The organism is Brucella lupini, from assembly GCF_002252535.1.
Classification (GTDB): Bacteria; Pseudomonadota; Alphaproteobacteria; order Rhizobiales; family Rhizobiaceae; genus Brucella; species Brucella anthropi.
On sequence record NZ_NNRN01000041.1, the window covers coordinates 16902 to 32543 of the forward strand.

Here is a 15642-nt window from a genome sequence, read left to right on the forward strand (position 1 = left end):
GAGGTTCTGAAAGTTAGAGGGTTTGACGGTGCTTACATCTTCCGATTCTTCCAAAACCGGGCAGCGAACAGCACCTTCGCAGAAGCGCGCGCGCAGCAAGGCGCGCCGCTGGTGGCTCTGGCTTCCCGTCGCGGCAATCGTGGCCGGCGCGGGCTGGTATTTTTACGGCTCCGGTGAAGCTGGAGGCCAGAAGACCAGCTATCTCGCCGAAACGGTCACGCGCGGCGATATCGAAAACGCGATTACCGCCGTCGGCACACTCAGCGCGCTGCGCAGCATCAATGTCGGCGCGCAGGTCTCGGGCCAGCTTAAAAGCGTGAAAGTCGAAGTGGGTGATCAGGTCAAGCAGGGCGAGCTTATCGCCGAAATCGATCCATCGCCCTTTGAGAAGAAGGTGGAAATATCAAGCGCCCAGCTCGACAATCTCAAGGCACAGCTTCTCAGCAAGCAAGCTCAGCTTACCCTGAAAAAGGCCAATGCGGCACGCCAACGCTCGCTTCTGGCCACACGCGGCGTATCACAATCCACCGTTGATCAGGCCGATGCCGATCTCGCCATGGCCGATGCGGATGTGAAGGCGCTCGGCGCGCAAATCCGCCAGCAGGAAGCCCAGCTTGCCAGCGACAAGGTCGATCTCGGCTACACCAAGATTTACAGCCCCATGGAAGGCACAGTCGTCGATCAGGCCGCCAAGGAAGGCGAAACGCTGAATGCCGTACAGAGCGCGCCGACCATCGTGACCGTGGCTGATCTCAAGGTCATGACGGTGGAAGCACAGGTTTCGGAAGCCGACATCGGCAGGCTGAAGCCCGGAATGCCGGTCTATTTCACCCTGCTTGGCCAGCCGGAGAAGCGTTTTACCGGCACGCTGCGCCAGATCAAGCCGACGCCTGCGACCGAGAACAATGTCGTGCTCTATTATGCACTGTTCGACGTCCCGAACCCGACCGGCGAGCTGATGATCAACATGAGCACACAGGTCTATTTCATTCTCGATGAGGCGAAGGACGTGTTGATCGTCCCCTCCTCCGCGCTGAACTACAAGCGCGAAGGCCCCCAGAACCAGAGAGGCAAGCCGCAGATTTCGGTCAAGGTCGTGAGCGACAACGGCTCGATCACCGAACGTCAGGTTCAGATCGGCGTGCGCAATCGCGTGCAGACAGAGATCAAGAGCGGCCTTGAGGAAGGCGACAAGGTCGTCGTCACCAGCGCGTCCAGCGGAGCTGAAGCCGCCGCAGGACAGCGTGGCCGCAGGCCCGGCATGCGCCTGTTCTGATGAGCCGTCTCATGACCGAAAATCCCGTAACTGACACGCCCCTCATCAGACTGGATGATATCCGCAAGACCTATCACAATGGCGACCTTGCTGTTGAGGTGTTGCACGGCATCACGCTCGATATTCAGGCTGGAGAGTTCGTCGCGATCATGGGCGCGTCGGGCTCCGGCAAATCGACGCTGATGAACATTCTGGGCTGTCTCGACAGCCCGAGCGGCGGACAATATCTGCTCGACGGCGAGGACGTCTCGACACTGGATGCCGATGCGCTGGCAGCATTGCGTCGCCGAACCTTTGGCTTCGTCTTCCAGAGCTACAACCTCATCTCGACCTCGACCGCGCAGGAAAACGTCGAAGTGCCCGCGATCTATGCAGGTCTGCCCGCATCGGAGCGCCATGCGCGTGCCGCCGAACTGCTTAATTCGCTGAAACTCGGCGACCGCCTCGATCATCGCCCGAACCAGCTTTCCGGCGGCCAGCAGCAGCGCGTTTCCATCGCCCGTGCACTCATGAATGGCGGGCGCATCATTCTTGCCGACGAGCCGACAGGCGCACTCGACAGCCAGAGCGGCGAAGATGTGATGGAACTGCTGCGCTCCATGCACGCGCAGGGTCATACCGTCATCGTCATCACACATGCCCGCGAAGTGGCCGAACGCGCCGACCGGCTGATCGAAATCCGCGACGGCCAGATCCTTTCGGATACGGTAAAACGAGCTATTCCCGATACGCAGGCGCCGTTCCGGTTGCGGGAGAGCCTTGAAGGCAGTTCCGCCCGCATCGCCGATATTTCGGAAGCGGTGAAGATGGCGATGCGCGCCTTGCGGGCCAACATCTTCCGAACGATCCTTACTCTCCTCGGCATCATCATCGGCGTCAGTTCCGTTGTGACGATGCTCGCCATCGGTACCGGCGCGCAAAACTCGATTCTCGACCGCATCAATGCGATGGGCACCGATCTCATTCTGGTACGCCCGTCCATGGCGGGCTTCCGGGGAACAGGCTCGATAGCGACACTGGTTCCCGAAGATGCCACCGCCATTCTGGAACTGCCGAACATCAGAACCGCGGTCCCCGAAGTCACCGGCACCGTGACGCTGCGGCGTGGCAATGTCGACTACCAGTCGCAGGCAAACGGCACTGTCCCTGCCTTTTCCGAAGCCAAATCGTGGAAGGTTGCCATCGGCGACTTCATCAGCCAGAGCGATCTGGACAACTATGCGCCGGTCGCAGTGCTGGGCAAAACGGTCGTCAACACCCTGTTCCCCGACGGCAGTAATCCCATCGGCCAATATATTCTGATTCAGAAGATTCCATTTCAGGTGATCGGAACCCTGGAGCCAAAGGGTGCAGGCTTTGGCGGCTCGGATCAGGACGACGTGGTGATAGTGCCGCTTTCCACCGGCAATCTGCGGCTGTTCGGCCAGAAATACGTGCGCACCATCACGGTGCAGGTGAAGGATTCCGACCTTATCAACACGACGCAGGAACAGATTCAGGACCTGCTCGACCAGCGCCACAAGAAGCAGGACACGATGATAACCAACATGTCCTCCATCCGCGAGGATGCGACGGCGATGGGCAATACGATGACGCTGTTTCTGGGATCGGTCGCAGCAATCTCGCTTCTGGTCGGCGGCATCGGCGTCATGAACATCATGCTGGTAAGCGTGACGGAGCGCACCCGCGAGATCGGCGTGCGGATGGCGACCGGCGCAAGGCGGCGCGATATTCTGCTGCAGTTCATCACCGAAGCGCTGACCGTCTCGGCAATTGGCGGTGCATTTGGCGTGGTGATCGGACTGGGCGCTGCTGCCGTCGCAGGCTGGGCCGGGCTTTCAGTCGGCTACAGCTTGGGACCCGTCCTGCTGGCCTTCGCCTGTGCTTTCGCCACTGGCCTGATCTTCGGTTTCCTGCCTGCGCGCAAGGCTTCTCGCCTGCTCCCGGCTGTGGCACTGTCTTCCGAATAGAAAAACACTGATTGGGAGGCAGTGCAGCGATGATTCTCCTGAAGCGAGGCCTCTCCGTCGCAGCCATAGCGCTTGCTGCTACAGCTGCGCTGGCGCAGCCCGGCCGCACGGAGACCTGCAACCGCCAAACCTTTGAAAGTACAAACTACATCATCTGCGATGCAAAGGCGGACGGCACAGGCTTGCATCTGTTCTGGAAAAATTCCGACGATGAGCCCTATCGCAATTTTTCGAAAATAGCCGACGCTGCCGCAAGCCGCGGTGAGACACTGGTTTTCGCGCTCAATGCCGGAATGTATCAGCCTGATTTTTCGCCGATGGGTCTCTACGTCGAAAATGGCCGTGAGCTTCGCCCGGCAAGCAAGACGACACCTGTTCGTGGGTCCGGGCCCGTACCGAACTTTTACAAGAAGCCGAACGGCATCTTCTACCTCGGCGACAAGGGTGCCGAAATCCTGCCGACAGACCGTTTCCTGAAACAAAAGATCAAGCCGCAACTGGCCACCCAGTCCGGGCCGATGCTGGTTATCCGCAACAGGATCAATCCGATTTTCATCGTCGGCTCAACCGACAAGACCCGGCGCAGCGGTATCGGCATTTGCAGTGGCGGTGCTATCCGATTCGCAGTCAGCGAAGACGCGGTCAATTTCCACGATTTCGCAAAATTGTTTCGAGACCATCTCCAATGCCCCAACGCCCTGTTTCTTGACGGCGGCGGCGGTGCTGGCATTTACGTTCCAGCGCTGGGACGGAATGATGTCTCGTGGCACGGCGGTTACGGCCCGATCTTCGGGTTTGTGGAGTAATGTTGAATCGGCAGAAAATGAAAAGGCCGATCTGATTTTCAGACCGGCCTTTCAGATAACACATTCTGCACTGCTTACTTGAACAGCAGCGGCAAGGTGATCGGCATACGCGCCTTGGCAATAGCTGCCGGCGGGGCAGGCACAGGCGAAGCTCGACGCGCTGCTTCCAGTGCAAGCTGATCGACTTCCGAATTACCGGACGAACCGGCCAGCTTGACCGAAAGCACGTTGCCAGACGGATCAATCACAAAGTTGATGACCACGCGTCCTTTGGCGTTGCGTGCCTTGCGCTGCATGAAACGCGTGTTACGCGCCATATGCGCATTCATCTTCGCCTGCCATTTGTTGGAGGCGACGCCCGCCGACGCAGAATTCTCGCCACGACGGTTCGCAGCAGCCTTCTCGCCCGCATCTGCATCCATGCGCGGCGCAGCAGCCTGACGGGTTTCTGGCGCCTTCTCGGCCTTCTTGGGCTTGGGCTTCTCGACCTTGGGTTGCTTCGGCTTTTCCGGTTTCGGCTTCTCAACCTTTTTCGGTTCTGGCTTCGGCTCCGGCTTGGGTTCCGGTTTCACTTCCGGCTTTTCGACCGGCAACGGAACAGCCACTTCGGGCTTTTCTGCCTCGACCACATCCGGAATGACTTCTTCCGGTTCCTGAACGGCTTGTGGTTCCGGCTCAGGCTCGGGCGGTTTCACCTCTTCCGGTTCAGGTGGTGTCGGTTCTTCCTGCACCGGTTCTGGCTGCGGGGCCGGTTCCGGCTCTGCCTGTTCCTGCGGTGCTTCAGCCGTTTCCGGCTGGGCTTCTTCCGCAACCTGTTCTTCCATCGGCGCTTCCGGCTCCAGCGCAAGTTCCACCACCATGGCGGCAACCTGCGAACCGTCAGGCTGATCCTGCTCCTGCGCCATATGGATGGCATAGGCACCGGCAGCATGAACGGTCAGGACAAGAATACCCGCACCGAGCCAGCGCCCCGCATCATGCCAGAAGGAATGATGATGAGTGTCAGCCGAAGCCACCTTTACAGGAGGATGGTCGGGCGGAAGTGCGTTCATTGCGCGGCTCCCTGCGCTGCGGGAGTTTGCGAGGCGGGGGCCGGTTGCGCAGGCACACCGGTGGGTGCGGCTCCGCTCTGATCCGCACCGACGGTTTCAAGACCGACCAGCGCAATCTTCAGATAACCGGCTTCACGCAGAAGATTCATCACACGCATCAATTCGCCATAGCCGACATTCTTGTCGGCACGCAGGAAGATACGCGCTTCCTTGTTTTTCTCCGACAGGCTGTCCAGCGCCACACCGAGGCGCTCGCGGGCAACGGTGTCATTGCCGACACTGATGCTGAGATCGTCCTTCAGGGTCACATAAAGCGGCTTGTCGGGACGGGGTGCAGGCGCTGCCGTCGAGGCAGGCAGATCCACCTTCACGTCCACAGTCGCCAGAGGCGCTGCCACCATGAAAATGATGAGCAGAACCAACATGACGTCGATGAATGGCGTCACATTGATCTCGTGGTTCAGCTCGAGATCGTCACCGCCGCCTTCGCGAACTTTACCAGCCATGGTGCCTACTCCGCTGCGTGCAGCGTGCCTTCACGCACACCGGCCGTTCTGAAATCCAGATCGCGGCTGACAAGGCGCTCGACCCCTGCCGAAGCATCGGCCAGCAGCGACCGGTAGCCGGTAATGGAACGGGCGAACACATTGTAGATAACCACAGCAGGGATAGCTGCGACGAGACCGATGGCAGTTGCAAGCAAGGCTTCGGCAATACCCGGCGCCACGACGGCGAGGTTCGTCGTCTGCGCCTGGCTGATATTGATGAACGAATTCATGATGCCCCAGACCGTGCCGAACAGACCGACAAACGGCGCAACCGAACCGATGGTCGCAAGAATGCCAGTACCCTTGGAAAGACGGCGTCCGGCCTTGGCCTCGATACGCGACAGGCGCGAGGAAACACGCTCCTTGAGGCCTTCGCCACCGGCGCGCGCCAGCGCAGGACCCGACAAGCGCACCTCATCTTCTGCAGCACGGACCAGAACTGCACCCGGTCCCTTTGCACCGTCCAACGCATGGACTGCTTCGGCAAGCGTTGCCGAATGACCGATAACTTTCAATGCTTTGGTAGCACGGCGGCGCGCACCGGCCAGTTCAAGCGTCTTGGCGAACCAGACCGTCCATGTGGCAAGCGAAGCGATCGCGAGACCAATCATCACGGCCTTCACGACCCAGTCGGCAGCCATGAACATGCCCCATGGCGAAAGATCGTGCGGGAGGATCAAACCGTTCTCGCTTTCGACAGGTGCAGCAGCAGGCGCAGCTGTCTGGGACTGGATCAGTTCAGGCGAAGGTGCCGTAGCCGGTGTGGTTGCGGCCGGGGCAGACGCTCCCGGTTCGTTCGCAGGCGCCGGAGCAGCGACAGGCGCTGTATTGGCTGGTGCAGAACTGGAAGGCGCCTCTGCGGCGGGGGCGGCCGGGGCATTCGTCGATGGGGTTACGTCCTGGGCCAATGCAGAAGCCGCACCCAGCAAGCCGATGCCCATCGCCGCAGCCATGAAGCCTTTTCGCCAGAAACCAGTCATTTTGATCGCCTTTTGATTGTTCAAATCCGCGAGCACATGACTAAACCCTCATGCAGGCCGTCGCGCCGCTTGTTGGGCCTCTTCTTAACTCCCAATAACATGATGGCGCAAGTCATGTTTTCATTTTAAGGGCATTTTCGTCTTGCAATCCAAGGATTAGCGAACATTTTTCGCCTCTCGGCTTTTTGCCAGTTGCACATTCGTGCCAAATCAGACCTGATATGGTTAACCGCAGCGCTTGAGGATTGGATTTAAGAACAAATTCCGGGTGCTCGGGAGGAAATGCAGTTCCGGCCAAGCCGGAATCCGGAGGACATGCCTATGATGCTCAAGGATATCCAGACACTTGAACATGCGGCCCGTACTGCCATGGCAGGAAATGATGATCCGCTGCCGGTACAACAGCGTTCGCTGAAGCCATCACATGTGGGACTGGCCTTTATCATGCTGGCCGGTGCGGCTTACCTGATACTGGCCTGATGCTTGCTTGAGCCAGAAACTTTCAACTCAAAAGCGTTGTTTGCCCCATTTTTGCCATTGAAAAGACGCGGGTTTCACAATTTTGACGTTTGAATAACACAGATTTTGAGCGGAACGGAAACCGTTTCCCCTCGTTTTTTCTCCTGTAGACGGTGAGATTGCCTCTCGCCTTCGGTTTGCCTTAATTACCGACAGGAGTTTCCATGAAAAGACTTCTCGCCTCCACGGCTCTTGCCGCGCTGATTGCCTTGCCCGCCTTCGCGCAGGGTGGTTCACCGATCTTCTCCGACGAGAAACAGGAAAAGCCGATTGCCAGCGAGAACGGGTATTTCGTGGCGTCCCCCGGCCAGCTTCTGGTGTCAGGCTTCATCGGACAGGCGGTTTATAACGGCCCATCCAACGATGCCGCGAATATCGGGACGGTCAATGACATGATCCTCGGTGCCGATGGCAGCCCGCAGGCAGTGGTGATCGGGGTCGGCGGCTTTCTCGGTGTCGGGGAAAAGAACGTCGCAATCGGCTTCGATCACGTGTCATGGGTGGTTCGCGAAGACGGCAAGCGCTGGCTGATCGTGGATGCCACCAAGGAACAGCTCGAAAAGGCGCCGGCATTCGACCGCAGCGCAGCTTTCGAAGCAGATGGCGTACCACGCGCCGAACCGCCAGCCGCCGAAAAGACCATTACCACGCAGAAGGCGGACAGAATCATGCCTGATGGCATGAAGCCGGTTCCCTCCGAGGGACTAAGTGCGGACAAGCTCATCGGAGCCACGGTTTTCGGTGCGGATGAAACGAAGATCGGAACGGTCGGCGATGTCCTGATGACCGCCGACGGGCAGACAGAGGCATTCGTTGTCGACGTGGGCGGTTTCCTTGGCATCAATTCCAAGCCGGTGGCCGTTTCCATCGCCAATCTCGACGTTGCGACCGGCAAGGACGACAAGCTGAACGTCTTCACGCAGTTCACCAAGGAACAGCTGCAGGCACAGTCCGCCTATTCGGACGAAGCCTACAAGAAGGACCCGGAAGGCACGATCCTTCATGGCGAAGCGGAGTAAGGCTTCACGATATTTGCGGAGGCATTATCTGTAGTGCTTCCGCACTTTCCCGCCATTTACCCCGCCATTTACCCCGCCATTTACCATGACTTGCAACAACCGGCTGGTCTTGTTGCCGCTGATGGCTTGGCATGCAACCATTAAGCCAGCCGCACGTTATCCAAACGATAACCAGAGACTGAACAGGAGAGCTGATATGGCGCGTGCATCCGCGAAAACGAGCAAGATCGAAGAAAAGATCGAGGAAGCGCTGACCGATGCCAGCACGGAAGACCTGCAGGCCCAGGTCGAGCAGCTGAAGGAAGATATCGCTGCCATTGCGGCAACACTTGCCAATCTCGGTTCGCAGACCGTCCGCGACGCAAAACGCAGTGCGAAGGAAACCTACAAGAGCGCTTATATTCAGGGCGAGGACGCCATCGATGATCTGCGCAACAAGGCGCAGGATGTTGAAGCCCAGCTGACGGCAACGGTGCGCGAACGCCCGATTGCCGCACTCGCCACTGCACTCGGCGTCGGCTATCTGCTGGCCCTGCTCTCGCGCCGCTGAGGCGGATCATGCTGAAAGCTCTCATGCCCCTATTGTCTGCGATGGCAGGCGAAGAACTGAAATTCGTCGCGGGTCAAACGAAACGTGCAGCGATTTTCGGTGCGGCCATCGCCGTCTTCGCAATCATCGCGATCACCTTTTTCTGCGTCGCCGCCTTTCTGGCGCTGGCGCAGAACTATGGCGGGCCGCTGGCGGCTCTCATTCTGGCTGCATTGTCGCTGATCGTGGCACTTCTCATTCTCGCAGTCCTGAAAATTCAGGCTGCGTCCGAGGCCAAAAAGCGCAAGCAGAAAATGGAAGCGGACAAATCGGCGATGGTTGCAGCCGCAGCAATCGCGACCGTGCCTGCCATCCTCAAACGCCCCATACTCGCCGCCGCCCTGCCGCTTGCAGGCATTGCTCTGGTCTCGCTGCTTTCTGACAAGAAAAAGCGCCCGCCGCAGAGCTGATAGCTTCAAGCAAACGCAAAAACGTCGGCTTCAAGCCGGCGTTTTGTTTTCCGCCTTCACCGCCAGCTTTATTTGCCAACCGGCATTTCGCCTTCTTCGGCTAGTGGTCTCATGAATCTACTGGATTTTTCGAATTTGACGTTTGAAACGAGATTTGTATCGGACGGGTATCAAACGTCAAATTCAATCCACTAGCGACGACAAGCGGACAATCACTCTGGTTCCGACACCATCATCGGTCTTGCAGTAGACGGGCTTTTCGCCGAACTGCATGCAAAGCTGTTCGATCACCAGCGTACCGAGACCGTTCTTCTCGCCGGATTTCTGCTGGTCCTTGTCGAAGCCCACACCGTCATCTTCCACGACCAGCACCGGGATAGCATCTTCACCCGGCTTCAGGCTGATCCGGATATGCCCTTCCGGACGTCCCTTGAAAGCATGCTTGATCGCGTTGGTGACAAGCTCGCCCAGAATGATGCCAATTGTCGTCACATCGCGCGCCTTCAGATCAAGCGGCGCGAAATCGGTCGAAAATTCGATCTTGCGATCCTGACCGATAGCGGTTCGGATATCGTTGATGACGGTTCCGAGAAAATCGTCGACGCGGGCCGATTCCATATCCTCGCCGAGACGCAAGCGCCGGTGCGCTGTCGATACCGTCTGGACGCGATCGCGAGCGGCGGCGAGAGCCGCGCGAGCATCCTCGCTGCGCGTCTGCCGCATCTGAAGGCCAAGCAGGGATGAAACGGTGGCCAATGAATTGCCGATGCGATGATTGGTGTCCTGCAGCAGAAGCTCGACCCGCTGGCGCTCCCGCTCGGCGATGCGGCGCTCGTGCTCAAGCTCGGCGGTCCGTTCCTGTACACGCTGTTCCAGCAATTGCTTTTCCGAACGCAGCGCCGTTTGCCCCTCGAACATCGACCGCGCATAACGCTGAACCCGGCTGAACAGCAGAAGCGCCAGCATGGCAGCGGAAGCCAGCGCCACGATAGACGTCGCCGTCATCCAGTAGCGCATGCGGTTGATCCGCTTGTTGCGTTCAAGAAGCTGTTGTTCTTCCGCATCGATGAATTGCGTGACTGTATTGGCAAGCTGATCCATCAGCACCTTGCCCTCATCGCCGCGCACTTTTTCAACCGCTGCCGCCACATCACCCGACTGGGCAAGATTGACCGTCTCGCGCACATCTTCCTGTTCGCGTTCGACCAGCGCGCGGATCTGCTGAACCCGCGCATCCTGCAGCGGGCTCTGATCTGTCAGGGCTTCGAGGTCAGCAAGCGTCTTGTCGACGCTCAGAATCGTGTTGCGATACAGATCGAGATAAGTCTCATCCAGCGTCAGAAGATAGCCGCGACGGCTCATCTCGATATTGCTGGCAAGGCGCGCAACCTTGTCGACCTGCTGGCGCAAGGCATAATTGCGGGAAATATCGACGACCTGATGATTGACCCCGGACGACAGAAACAACGTCATGATGGCCGACAGCAGCACAAGGCCGAGCGAAACGATAACCGCAACCGGCTTCGATGACGATTGAAGCAGTTTTTGCAACAAGGCTGATGGCAAGAACGCAACCCACAAACAAACGATCACTTTGCCGACAGGAAATATCAGCAGCTGCTAACCTACAAGTGGCAGGATAAAAAGCAATCGTTGTGGGCGAAAACAGGCGAAGGTTTGAGGTTTTAGCGCGATAAGCCCCCCTTTCATGGGAAAGAGGGGCAATTGATCATGCGTTATGCAAAGCTTCTCAAGGTCGCCCGCGATGAATCGGCATCCGGACCGTAGTCGCCTTCGCCTTCGATCTTGAGGATCTCCTGCAAGCGCGTGCGAGCACGGCTGACACGGCTCTTGATCGTGCCGACAGCACAGCCGCAGATTTCCGCAGCTTCCTCATAGGCAAAGCCCGAAGCGCCGATCAGAATGATCGCTTCGCGCTGATCGTCGGGCAATTGCTCTAATGCTGCGCGGAAATCCTGCAGATCAAGCGTGCCATATTGCGAAGGATGCACGGCGAGCTGTTCGCTGAACACGCCATCCGTGTCCTGCACTTCGCGGCCACGCTTGCGCATCTGCGTGTAGAATTCATTGCGCAGGATGGTGAAAAGCCAAGCCTTCATATTGGTCCCCATTTCAAAGGACTCCTGCTTGGCCCATGCTTTCATGATCGTATCTTGTACGAGATCATCCGCCTTGTCGTGCTGTCCAATCAGCGACACCGCAAAGGCGCGCAGGCTCGGCAGCGATGACAGAAGCTCTCGCTTGAACTGTGCATTACTCTCAACCGACGGACCGGGTGCTGTGTTCACGCATACTCTCCTGTTCAGCCTGATCGAGTTTTTGGAGAAGATCGAGGAAGCGATCCGGGATCGTCTCGTCCTGTATCGAGGTGTACAGTGCCTTTAGTTTCAATCCGACTTCACAATTTGGTCCTAGTATATCCTTCTGAACGCGACGGGACGACCTGACCCCGGCTCCGTTCATGTGAAGGTTCTCTTTTTCTGCCATATCTTGATCGTTCCGGGCTAAATGCCCTACCCTATTAATCTAAGCCCCTGCTTGTCCGGGAAATGCGCGGCTTACCAAAAAGTTCCCTAATATATCTCCCAATCTCGGAACTTTTTTCAAAGCGCCCCGTTTAGAGTACCATAATGCTGCGCTCAAAGCATGGGCGGGAGGGGTCTAGAACCGTGTCCGCCAATGTGCATTCAATGAACGAAAGCGGCAGTTGAGGAGTTCCAATACCATGACGTTATCGACGCGTATCGCGCCGCACCTTCCCTATCTCCGTCGTTTTTCTCGTGCTCTTACCGGCTCCCAGGCTTCCGGCGACGCCTATGTTGCAGCTGCCCTTGAAGCCCTGATTGCCGATGTGAGCATTTTTCCGGACGCCTCGTCCGACCGGATCGGCCTTTATCGCCTTTTCTGCGATCTTTATAAGACGGCCTCGGTTCGCGTACCGGAACCAGCATCGGAATTTGCATGGGAACAGCAGGCTGCAAGAAATCTTTCGCATATCGCGCCCCTTCCGCGACAGGCATTCCTGCTTGTGGCGGTGGAAGGTTTTTCCGACAAGGAAGCCGCCGAAATTCTCGAACTGGACGATGTTGAACTGAGCCGCGTTCTCTCGGCTGCATCGACCGAGATTTCGCGTCAGGTGGCGACGCGCATCATGATTATCGAGGACGAACCGCTGATCGCGATGGATATCGAGCAGATGGTAGAAAGTCTCGGCCATGAAGTCGTCGGCATTGCGCGCACCAAGGATGAGGCCCTGGCGCTCTACAAACAGGAAAAGCCGCGTATGGTTCTGGCTGATATCCAGCTGGCCGATGGAAGCTCGGGCATCGATGCAGTGAATGAAATCCTGCAGAACGACACGATCCCGGTCATTTTCATCACCGCTTTCCCGGAACGTCTGCTGACGGGCGAGCGCCCGGAACCGACCTTCCTCGTCACCAAGCCGTTCAATCCGGATATGGTGAAGGCGCTGATCAGCCAGGCACTCTTCTTCGAAGAAGCCTCGCAGGTCGCAGCTTAAATCCAAAGGTCATAAACTCCCGAAAGGCGGCAGCTTTCGGGAGTTTAATGTTGGCGCTTCAATACACCGCCAAATCACACCGCCTTAGGTCCTGACATGAGTATTTAGAGTTGTGAGCGCCTTAATTTACCCGGAAGCACGGAACCAACCTGGCCTGGATGTCGTTTCTCCTTCACACAATAAAAAGGAGACCGGACATGCTTTATTATGCGCTCGTATTTCTTGTGGTGGCACTCGTAGCAGGTGCGCTCGGTTTCGGCGGCATCGCTGGTGCGTCAGCCGGTATAGCGCAGATTCTGTTCTTCGTGTTCCTTGCTCTGCTCGTTATTTCGCTCATCGCTTCGGCGATCCGCAAGGCGTAACTGATATAAAATCAAAGGCTGTTTTTGACCTTCTGACTCACCAGCCTATATTGCTTCTTAATGAAATTCGCCGCCGCATCACGTCATGCGGCGGTTTATTGGTTCCAGAATTCGGGCCAGTTCAAGGATCACAAGACGATCACTCGATCGAGACCCGCCGACCAGTCGATGAAATGGATGCCATGGCACGCAAATTTCCGCATAACTTTTCCGGAGCTTTTGCCGCTTTGCCAATGCGCGACCCAAATATTTGTTTCGTCGCATTCTCCTACGCAAAACCGCTTCGCACTTTTGCTGGAAATGCTCTGAATTCGGTTGCGGGATAATCGGGGCAGACATGACCGCTGGCGCAAAAGTTACCCTGCAAGAAACGGAACCTGACGCAGCCCGGCTGCGGGCCTTGCTGAGGGCCGTGCGCAACAGCAATGTCTGCGTTCTCTACCAGACACCCGATCTGATCTATTCCTGGGGGGAAAACATCCCGCTCTACTGGCAGGAAAAGTGGAAAATCGGTGGAAGTGACTGCGATTTCATTTTCTCCGTCACCTTGCACAAACTCGACGGCGCGAAACGCGCGGCGCTGGATACCGGCGAAGCGCAGAATGTGGAGATCGCCATCAATGATGGCGACAAGCTGCGCTGGATCGAATTTCACATCGACTGCGATCGTGACGATAACGGCAATATACTGGGCCTTGTCACCACGGCTATTGAAATCAGCGAACTGAAGCGACGCGAGCAGGTGCTGAAGACCCTCTTGCGTGAAGTCAGTCATCGCTCCAAGAACCTTCTGGCCATCGTGCAAAGCATTGCCAGCCAGACGGCACGCTTCACCGATTCCATCGACGACTTTCTGTTGAAGTTCCGCGGACGCATTCAGTCCCTATCCTATTCACAGGATCTGGTGACCGATTCGAACTGGCGCGGCGCACTGTTTCGCGATCTCGTGCATTCACAGGTCGAAAAATATATCGACGTCAGCGACGAACGCCTGAGCATCGATGGCGACAATCCCTATCTGTTCCCAGGCGCCGCATTGCATGTCGGCCTCGCGCTGCATGAACTGGTGGTCAACGCCACTTCCTTCGGCGGCCTCTCGATCCCTTATGGCCGGGTAAAGATTTCGGCGAAGGTCATCCATGTCGCCAGCGGCGATGACAGGCTGGAATTCCGCTGGGAAGAAACCAATCCGGCAATGCCCGAGGTTTTCGAGCACGATCCGCGCTTCGGCAGCGCGGTGCTGCAACGCATCGTCCCCGCCTCCGTCAATGGTCACGCCGATTATCGTATCGACGGAACCGGGGCCGTTTATTCGCTCGTCATCCCGACCGAACAGTTCGACGCCTGATCAGGCGCTAGCTCCTCAACGGCCACAAAAAAAGCCGCCATGGTCAGACCTGGGCCTGAACCACGGCGGCTTGCTCTGAATTTGCGGAACGCCAGCTGCATAACGTTTGACGGTTAGCGCGGCATTCTCGCCGCTCGCCTCGTGCGGGGAGGTTGAGGCGAACTCTGAAGGCCGCGTTGTGGGGGCGGGGTCACGACCTTCATGCGCGCTTAACGCCGCAGAAGAAACTTGGTTCCGTCAGTTTCGTATTTTTTTGCAATAAAGTTCCAGCCGGTGATGCACAATCTCGTAACCGAGCGATCGGGCGATCTCTTCCTGCAGTTTTTCGATCTTGTCGGAGCGGAATTCCACCACATCGCCGGAATCCATATCGATGATGTGATCATGATGCGCGCCGCTTGCCTGTTCGAAACGCGAAGGCCCTCCGGCGAAGGCGTGCCGGTGGATGGCACCGCGTTCTTCGAGAAGCTTCATCGTGCGATAAACGGTCGAAAGCGAGATGCTGCTGTCGATCTCGACCGCGCGGCGAAAAATCTCCAGCGCGTCGGGATGATCTTCCGTCTCGGTCAATATGTTCAGGATGATCCGGCGCGGCCGCGTGATGCGGACACCTGCCTGACGCAGTTCCTGTTCATAATCGGGTTTCTTGTATGATTCACTCATGCCCCGATTATGCACCGTCGCACCGCCAGTTGCAAATTTTTGCAACTGGACCAACCCCAATCTCCCCAACCCATTCCTGTGAATGTACTTTAGTGACTAAGATCCACTAAGCGTTCGAAATCGAACCCGACAGCCTTGTCGTTCAGATGGTATTGTCCCCTGCCCACCCGCACGAAAAGCGCGTTGCCTTCCGGTTGGTTGTCTGTGCAGTTTTCGGCAAGGAACGAGAAGTATCTGGAATAAGGCCAGCCTGGAGCAACCCGGCGCACATCTCTAGGCGAGAAAGGTTCGGAAAGAATACCTTTCACCCGGACAGCATTATGGATTTGAGGATAAATATTCGATCCATTTTTCCACATGCATTAACTTTACCACCAGTACGCGCAACATTCATATCCCGCGAACACGGGATAATTGCAGATTTTCCGAATATAACGTCCAGACTTCGCCGCCAAAACGCTCATGTAATCATCTGTGATCTAGCGCTACTTTTTGTCTCCCGTTCTATTGCGAATGCGCTGTATCGGATTGTGAAATACGCTTATCCGGTAACTACGGA

The 15642-nt window shown here is 57.3% G+C and carries 18 protein-coding genes; 10 read left to right on the forward strand and 8 right to left on the reverse strand.

Annotation, left to right across the window (positions count from 1 at the left end; genetic code table 11):
- Nucleotides 1–28: 28 nt before the first annotated feature.
- From CES86_RS08515 to CES86_RS08525, 3 genes are read left to right on the forward strand one after another with little or no spacing between them, the layout of a single operon-like run.
- Nucleotides 29–1276: an efflux RND transporter periplasmic adaptor subunit gene (locus CES86_RS08515; protein WP_010661333.1), complete on the forward strand. Its 1248-nt coding sequence runs from the start codon at nt 29–31 to the stop codon at nt 1274–1276.
- Complete coding sequence (locus tag CES86_RS08520) at nt 1276–3246, forward strand: MacB family efflux pump subunit (RefSeq protein ID WP_094514167.1); 1971 nt, start codon at nt 1276–1278, stop codon at nt 3244–3246. Before CES86_RS08515 ends, CES86_RS08520 begins: the two co-directional genes overlap by 1 nt.
- A gap of 29 nt (nt 3247–3275) precedes the next feature.
- Nucleotides 3276–4052 carry a phosphodiester glycosidase family protein gene (locus CES86_RS08525; RefSeq protein ID WP_094514168.1) on the forward strand — a complete coding sequence of 259 codons (777 nt, stop codon included), beginning with the start codon at nt 3276–3278 and terminating at the stop codon, nt 4050–4052.
- A gap of 74 nt (nt 4053–4126) precedes the next feature.
- On the opposite strand, the gene CES86_RS08530 is transcribed toward CES86_RS08525, so the two are convergent.
- From CES86_RS08530 to exbB, 3 genes are read right to left on the reverse strand one after another with little or no spacing between them, the layout of a single operon-like run.
- Nucleotides 4127–5104: an energy transducer TonB family protein gene (locus CES86_RS08530; protein WP_012091364.1), complete on the reverse strand. Its 978-nt coding sequence runs from the start codon at nt 5102–5104 to the stop codon at nt 4127–4129.
- Nucleotides 5101–5610 (reverse strand): TonB system transport protein ExbD, encoded by a 510-nt coding sequence (gene exbD, locus CES86_RS08535; RefSeq protein ID WP_012091363.1) that lies wholly within the window; start codon nt 5608–5610, stop codon nt 5101–5103. The genes CES86_RS08530 and exbD overlap by 4 nt, the downstream gene beginning before the upstream one ends.
- A gap of 5 nt (nt 5611–5615) precedes the next feature.
- A complete protein-coding gene (exbB, locus tag CES86_RS08540) occupies nt 5616–6632 on the reverse strand; it encodes a tonB-system energizer ExbB (RefSeq protein WP_374828194.1) in 1017 nt (338 codons plus the stop codon).
- Between the two features lie 321 nt (nt 6633–6953).
- Between exbB and CES86_RS27485 the strand changes: the two genes are divergently transcribed.
- The 4 genes from CES86_RS27485 to CES86_RS08555 all read left to right on the forward strand — a co-directional run bounded on the left by CES86_RS27485 (nt 6954) and on the right by CES86_RS08555 (nt 9169).
- Nucleotides 6954–7112, forward strand: coding sequence for a hypothetical protein (locus CES86_RS27485; RefSeq protein WP_167375580.1), 159 nt, complete (start codon nt 6954–6956; stop codon nt 7110–7112).
- A gap of 203 nt (nt 7113–7315) precedes the next feature.
- Nucleotides 7316–8170 carry a PRC-barrel domain-containing protein gene (locus CES86_RS08545; protein WP_010661341.1) on the forward strand — a complete coding sequence of 285 codons (855 nt, stop codon included), beginning with the start codon at nt 7316–7318 and terminating at the stop codon, nt 8168–8170.
- A gap of 196 nt (nt 8171–8366) precedes the next feature.
- Nucleotides 8367–8720: a DUF883 family protein gene (locus CES86_RS08550; protein WP_010661342.1), complete on the forward strand. Its 354-nt coding sequence runs from the start codon at nt 8367–8369 to the stop codon at nt 8718–8720.
- Nucleotides 8721–8728: 8 nt separating this feature from the next.
- Nucleotides 8729–9169, forward strand: coding sequence for a phage holin family protein (locus CES86_RS08555; protein ID WP_029929576.1), 441 nt, complete (start codon nt 8729–8731; stop codon nt 9167–9169).
- Nucleotides 9170–9352: 183 nt separating this feature from the next.
- Here CES86_RS08555 and CES86_RS08560 read toward each other — a convergent pair whose 3' ends face one another.
- The 3 genes from CES86_RS08560 to CES86_RS08570 all read right to left on the reverse strand — a co-directional run bounded on the left by CES86_RS08560 (nt 9353) and on the right by CES86_RS08570 (nt 11677).
- On the reverse strand, nt 9353–10735 hold the full coding sequence (locus tag CES86_RS08560; RefSeq protein WP_029376267.1) for a sensor histidine kinase: 1383 nt from the start codon (nt 10733–10735) through the stop codon (nt 9353–9355).
- Nucleotides 10736–10905: 170 nt separating this feature from the next.
- Nucleotides 10906–11478, reverse strand: a complete 573-nt coding sequence (locus tag CES86_RS08565; protein ID WP_010661345.1) for an RNA polymerase sigma factor — start codon at nt 11476–11478, stop codon at nt 10906–10908.
- Complete coding sequence (locus CES86_RS08570; RefSeq protein ID WP_012091358.1) at nt 11450–11677, reverse strand: NepR family anti-sigma factor; 228 nt, start codon at nt 11675–11677, stop codon at nt 11450–11452. The genes CES86_RS08565 and CES86_RS08570 overlap by 29 nt, the downstream gene beginning before the upstream one ends.
- 238 nt (nt 11678–11915) lie before the next feature.
- Between CES86_RS08570 and CES86_RS08575 the strand changes: the two genes are divergently transcribed.
- The 3 genes from CES86_RS08575 (at nt 11916) to CES86_RS08585 (ending at nt 14420) form a co-directional block, all read left to right on the forward strand.
- The gene (locus CES86_RS08575; RefSeq protein WP_010661347.1) at nt 11916–12710 is read left to right on the forward strand and encodes a response regulator; all 795 of its coding nucleotides are present in this window, start codon (nt 11916–11918) and stop codon (nt 12708–12710) included.
- Nucleotides 12711–12907: 197 nt separating this feature from the next.
- Nucleotides 12908–13072 carry a DUF1328 domain-containing protein gene (locus CES86_RS08580; RefSeq protein WP_006473348.1) on the forward strand — a complete coding sequence of 55 codons (165 nt, stop codon included), beginning with the start codon at nt 12908–12910 and terminating at the stop codon, nt 13070–13072.
- 337 nt (nt 13073–13409) lie between these two features.
- Entirely contained in the window at nt 13410–14420 is a 1011-nt protein-coding gene (locus CES86_RS08585) for a sensor histidine kinase (protein WP_012091357.1), read from the forward strand.
- 237 nt (nt 14421–14657) lie between these two features.
- On the opposite strand, the gene CES86_RS08590 is transcribed toward CES86_RS08585, so the two are convergent.
- Entirely contained in the window at nt 14658–15083 is a 426-nt protein-coding gene (locus CES86_RS08590) for a transcriptional repressor (protein WP_010661349.1), read from the reverse strand.
- 89 nt (nt 15084–15172) lie between these two features.
- Nucleotides 15173–15442, reverse strand: a complete 270-nt coding sequence (locus CES86_RS27890; RefSeq protein ID WP_071634167.1) for a hypothetical protein — start codon at nt 15440–15442, stop codon at nt 15173–15175.
- Nucleotides 15443–15642 lie beyond the last annotated feature (200 nt).

Coding starts and splice junctions, on each gene's coding strand:
- CES86_RS08550 (WP_010661342.1), top strand. CDS start 8,367: ATGGCGCGTGCATCCGCGAAAACGAGCAAGATCGAAGAAAAGATCGAG.
- CES86_RS08585 (WP_012091357.1), top strand. CDS start 13,410: ATGACCGCTGGCGCAAAAGTTACCCTGCAAGAAACGGAACCTGACGCA.
- CES86_RS08525 (WP_094514168.1), top strand. CDS start 3,276: ATGATTCTCCTGAAGCGAGGCCTCTCCGTCGCAGCCATAGCGCTTGCT.
- CES86_RS27890 (WP_071634167.1), bottom strand. CDS start 15,442: ATGTGGAAAAATGGATCGAATATTTATCCTCAAATCCATAATGCTGTC.
- CES86_RS08530 (WP_012091364.1), bottom strand. CDS start 5,104: ATGAACGCACTTCCGCCCGACCATCCTCCTGTAAAGGTGGCTTCGGCT.
- CES86_RS08570 (WP_012091358.1), bottom strand. CDS start 11,677: ATGGCAGAAAAAGAGAACCTTCACATGAACGGAGCCGGGGTCAGGTCG.
- CES86_RS08575 (WP_010661347.1), top strand. CDS start 11,916: ATGACGTTATCGACGCGTATCGCGCCGCACCTTCCCTATCTCCGTCGT.
- exbD (WP_012091363.1), bottom strand. CDS start 5,610: ATGGCTGGTAAAGTTCGCGAAGGCGGCGGTGACGATCTCGAGCTGAAC.
- CES86_RS08555 (WP_029929576.1), top strand. CDS start 8,729: ATGCTGAAAGCTCTCATGCCCCTATTGTCTGCGATGGCAGGCGAAGAA.
- CES86_RS08545 (WP_010661341.1), top strand. CDS start 7,316: ATGAAAAGACTTCTCGCCTCCACGGCTCTTGCCGCGCTGATTGCCTTG.
- exbB (WP_374828194.1), bottom strand. CDS start 6,632: ATGACTGGTTTCTGGCGAAAAGGCTTCATGGCTGCGGCGATGGGCATC.
- CES86_RS08520 (WP_094514167.1), top strand. CDS start 1,276: ATGAGCCGTCTCATGACCGAAAATCCCGTAACTGACACGCCCCTCATC.
- CES86_RS27485 (WP_167375580.1), top strand. CDS start 6,954: ATGATGCTCAAGGATATCCAGACACTTGAACATGCGGCCCGTACTGCC.
- CES86_RS08590 (WP_010661349.1), bottom strand. CDS start 15,083: ATGAGTGAATCATACAAGAAACCCGATTATGAACAGGAACTGCGTCAG.
- CES86_RS08580 (WP_006473348.1), top strand. CDS start 12,908: ATGCTTTATTATGCGCTCGTATTTCTTGTGGTGGCACTCGTAGCAGGT.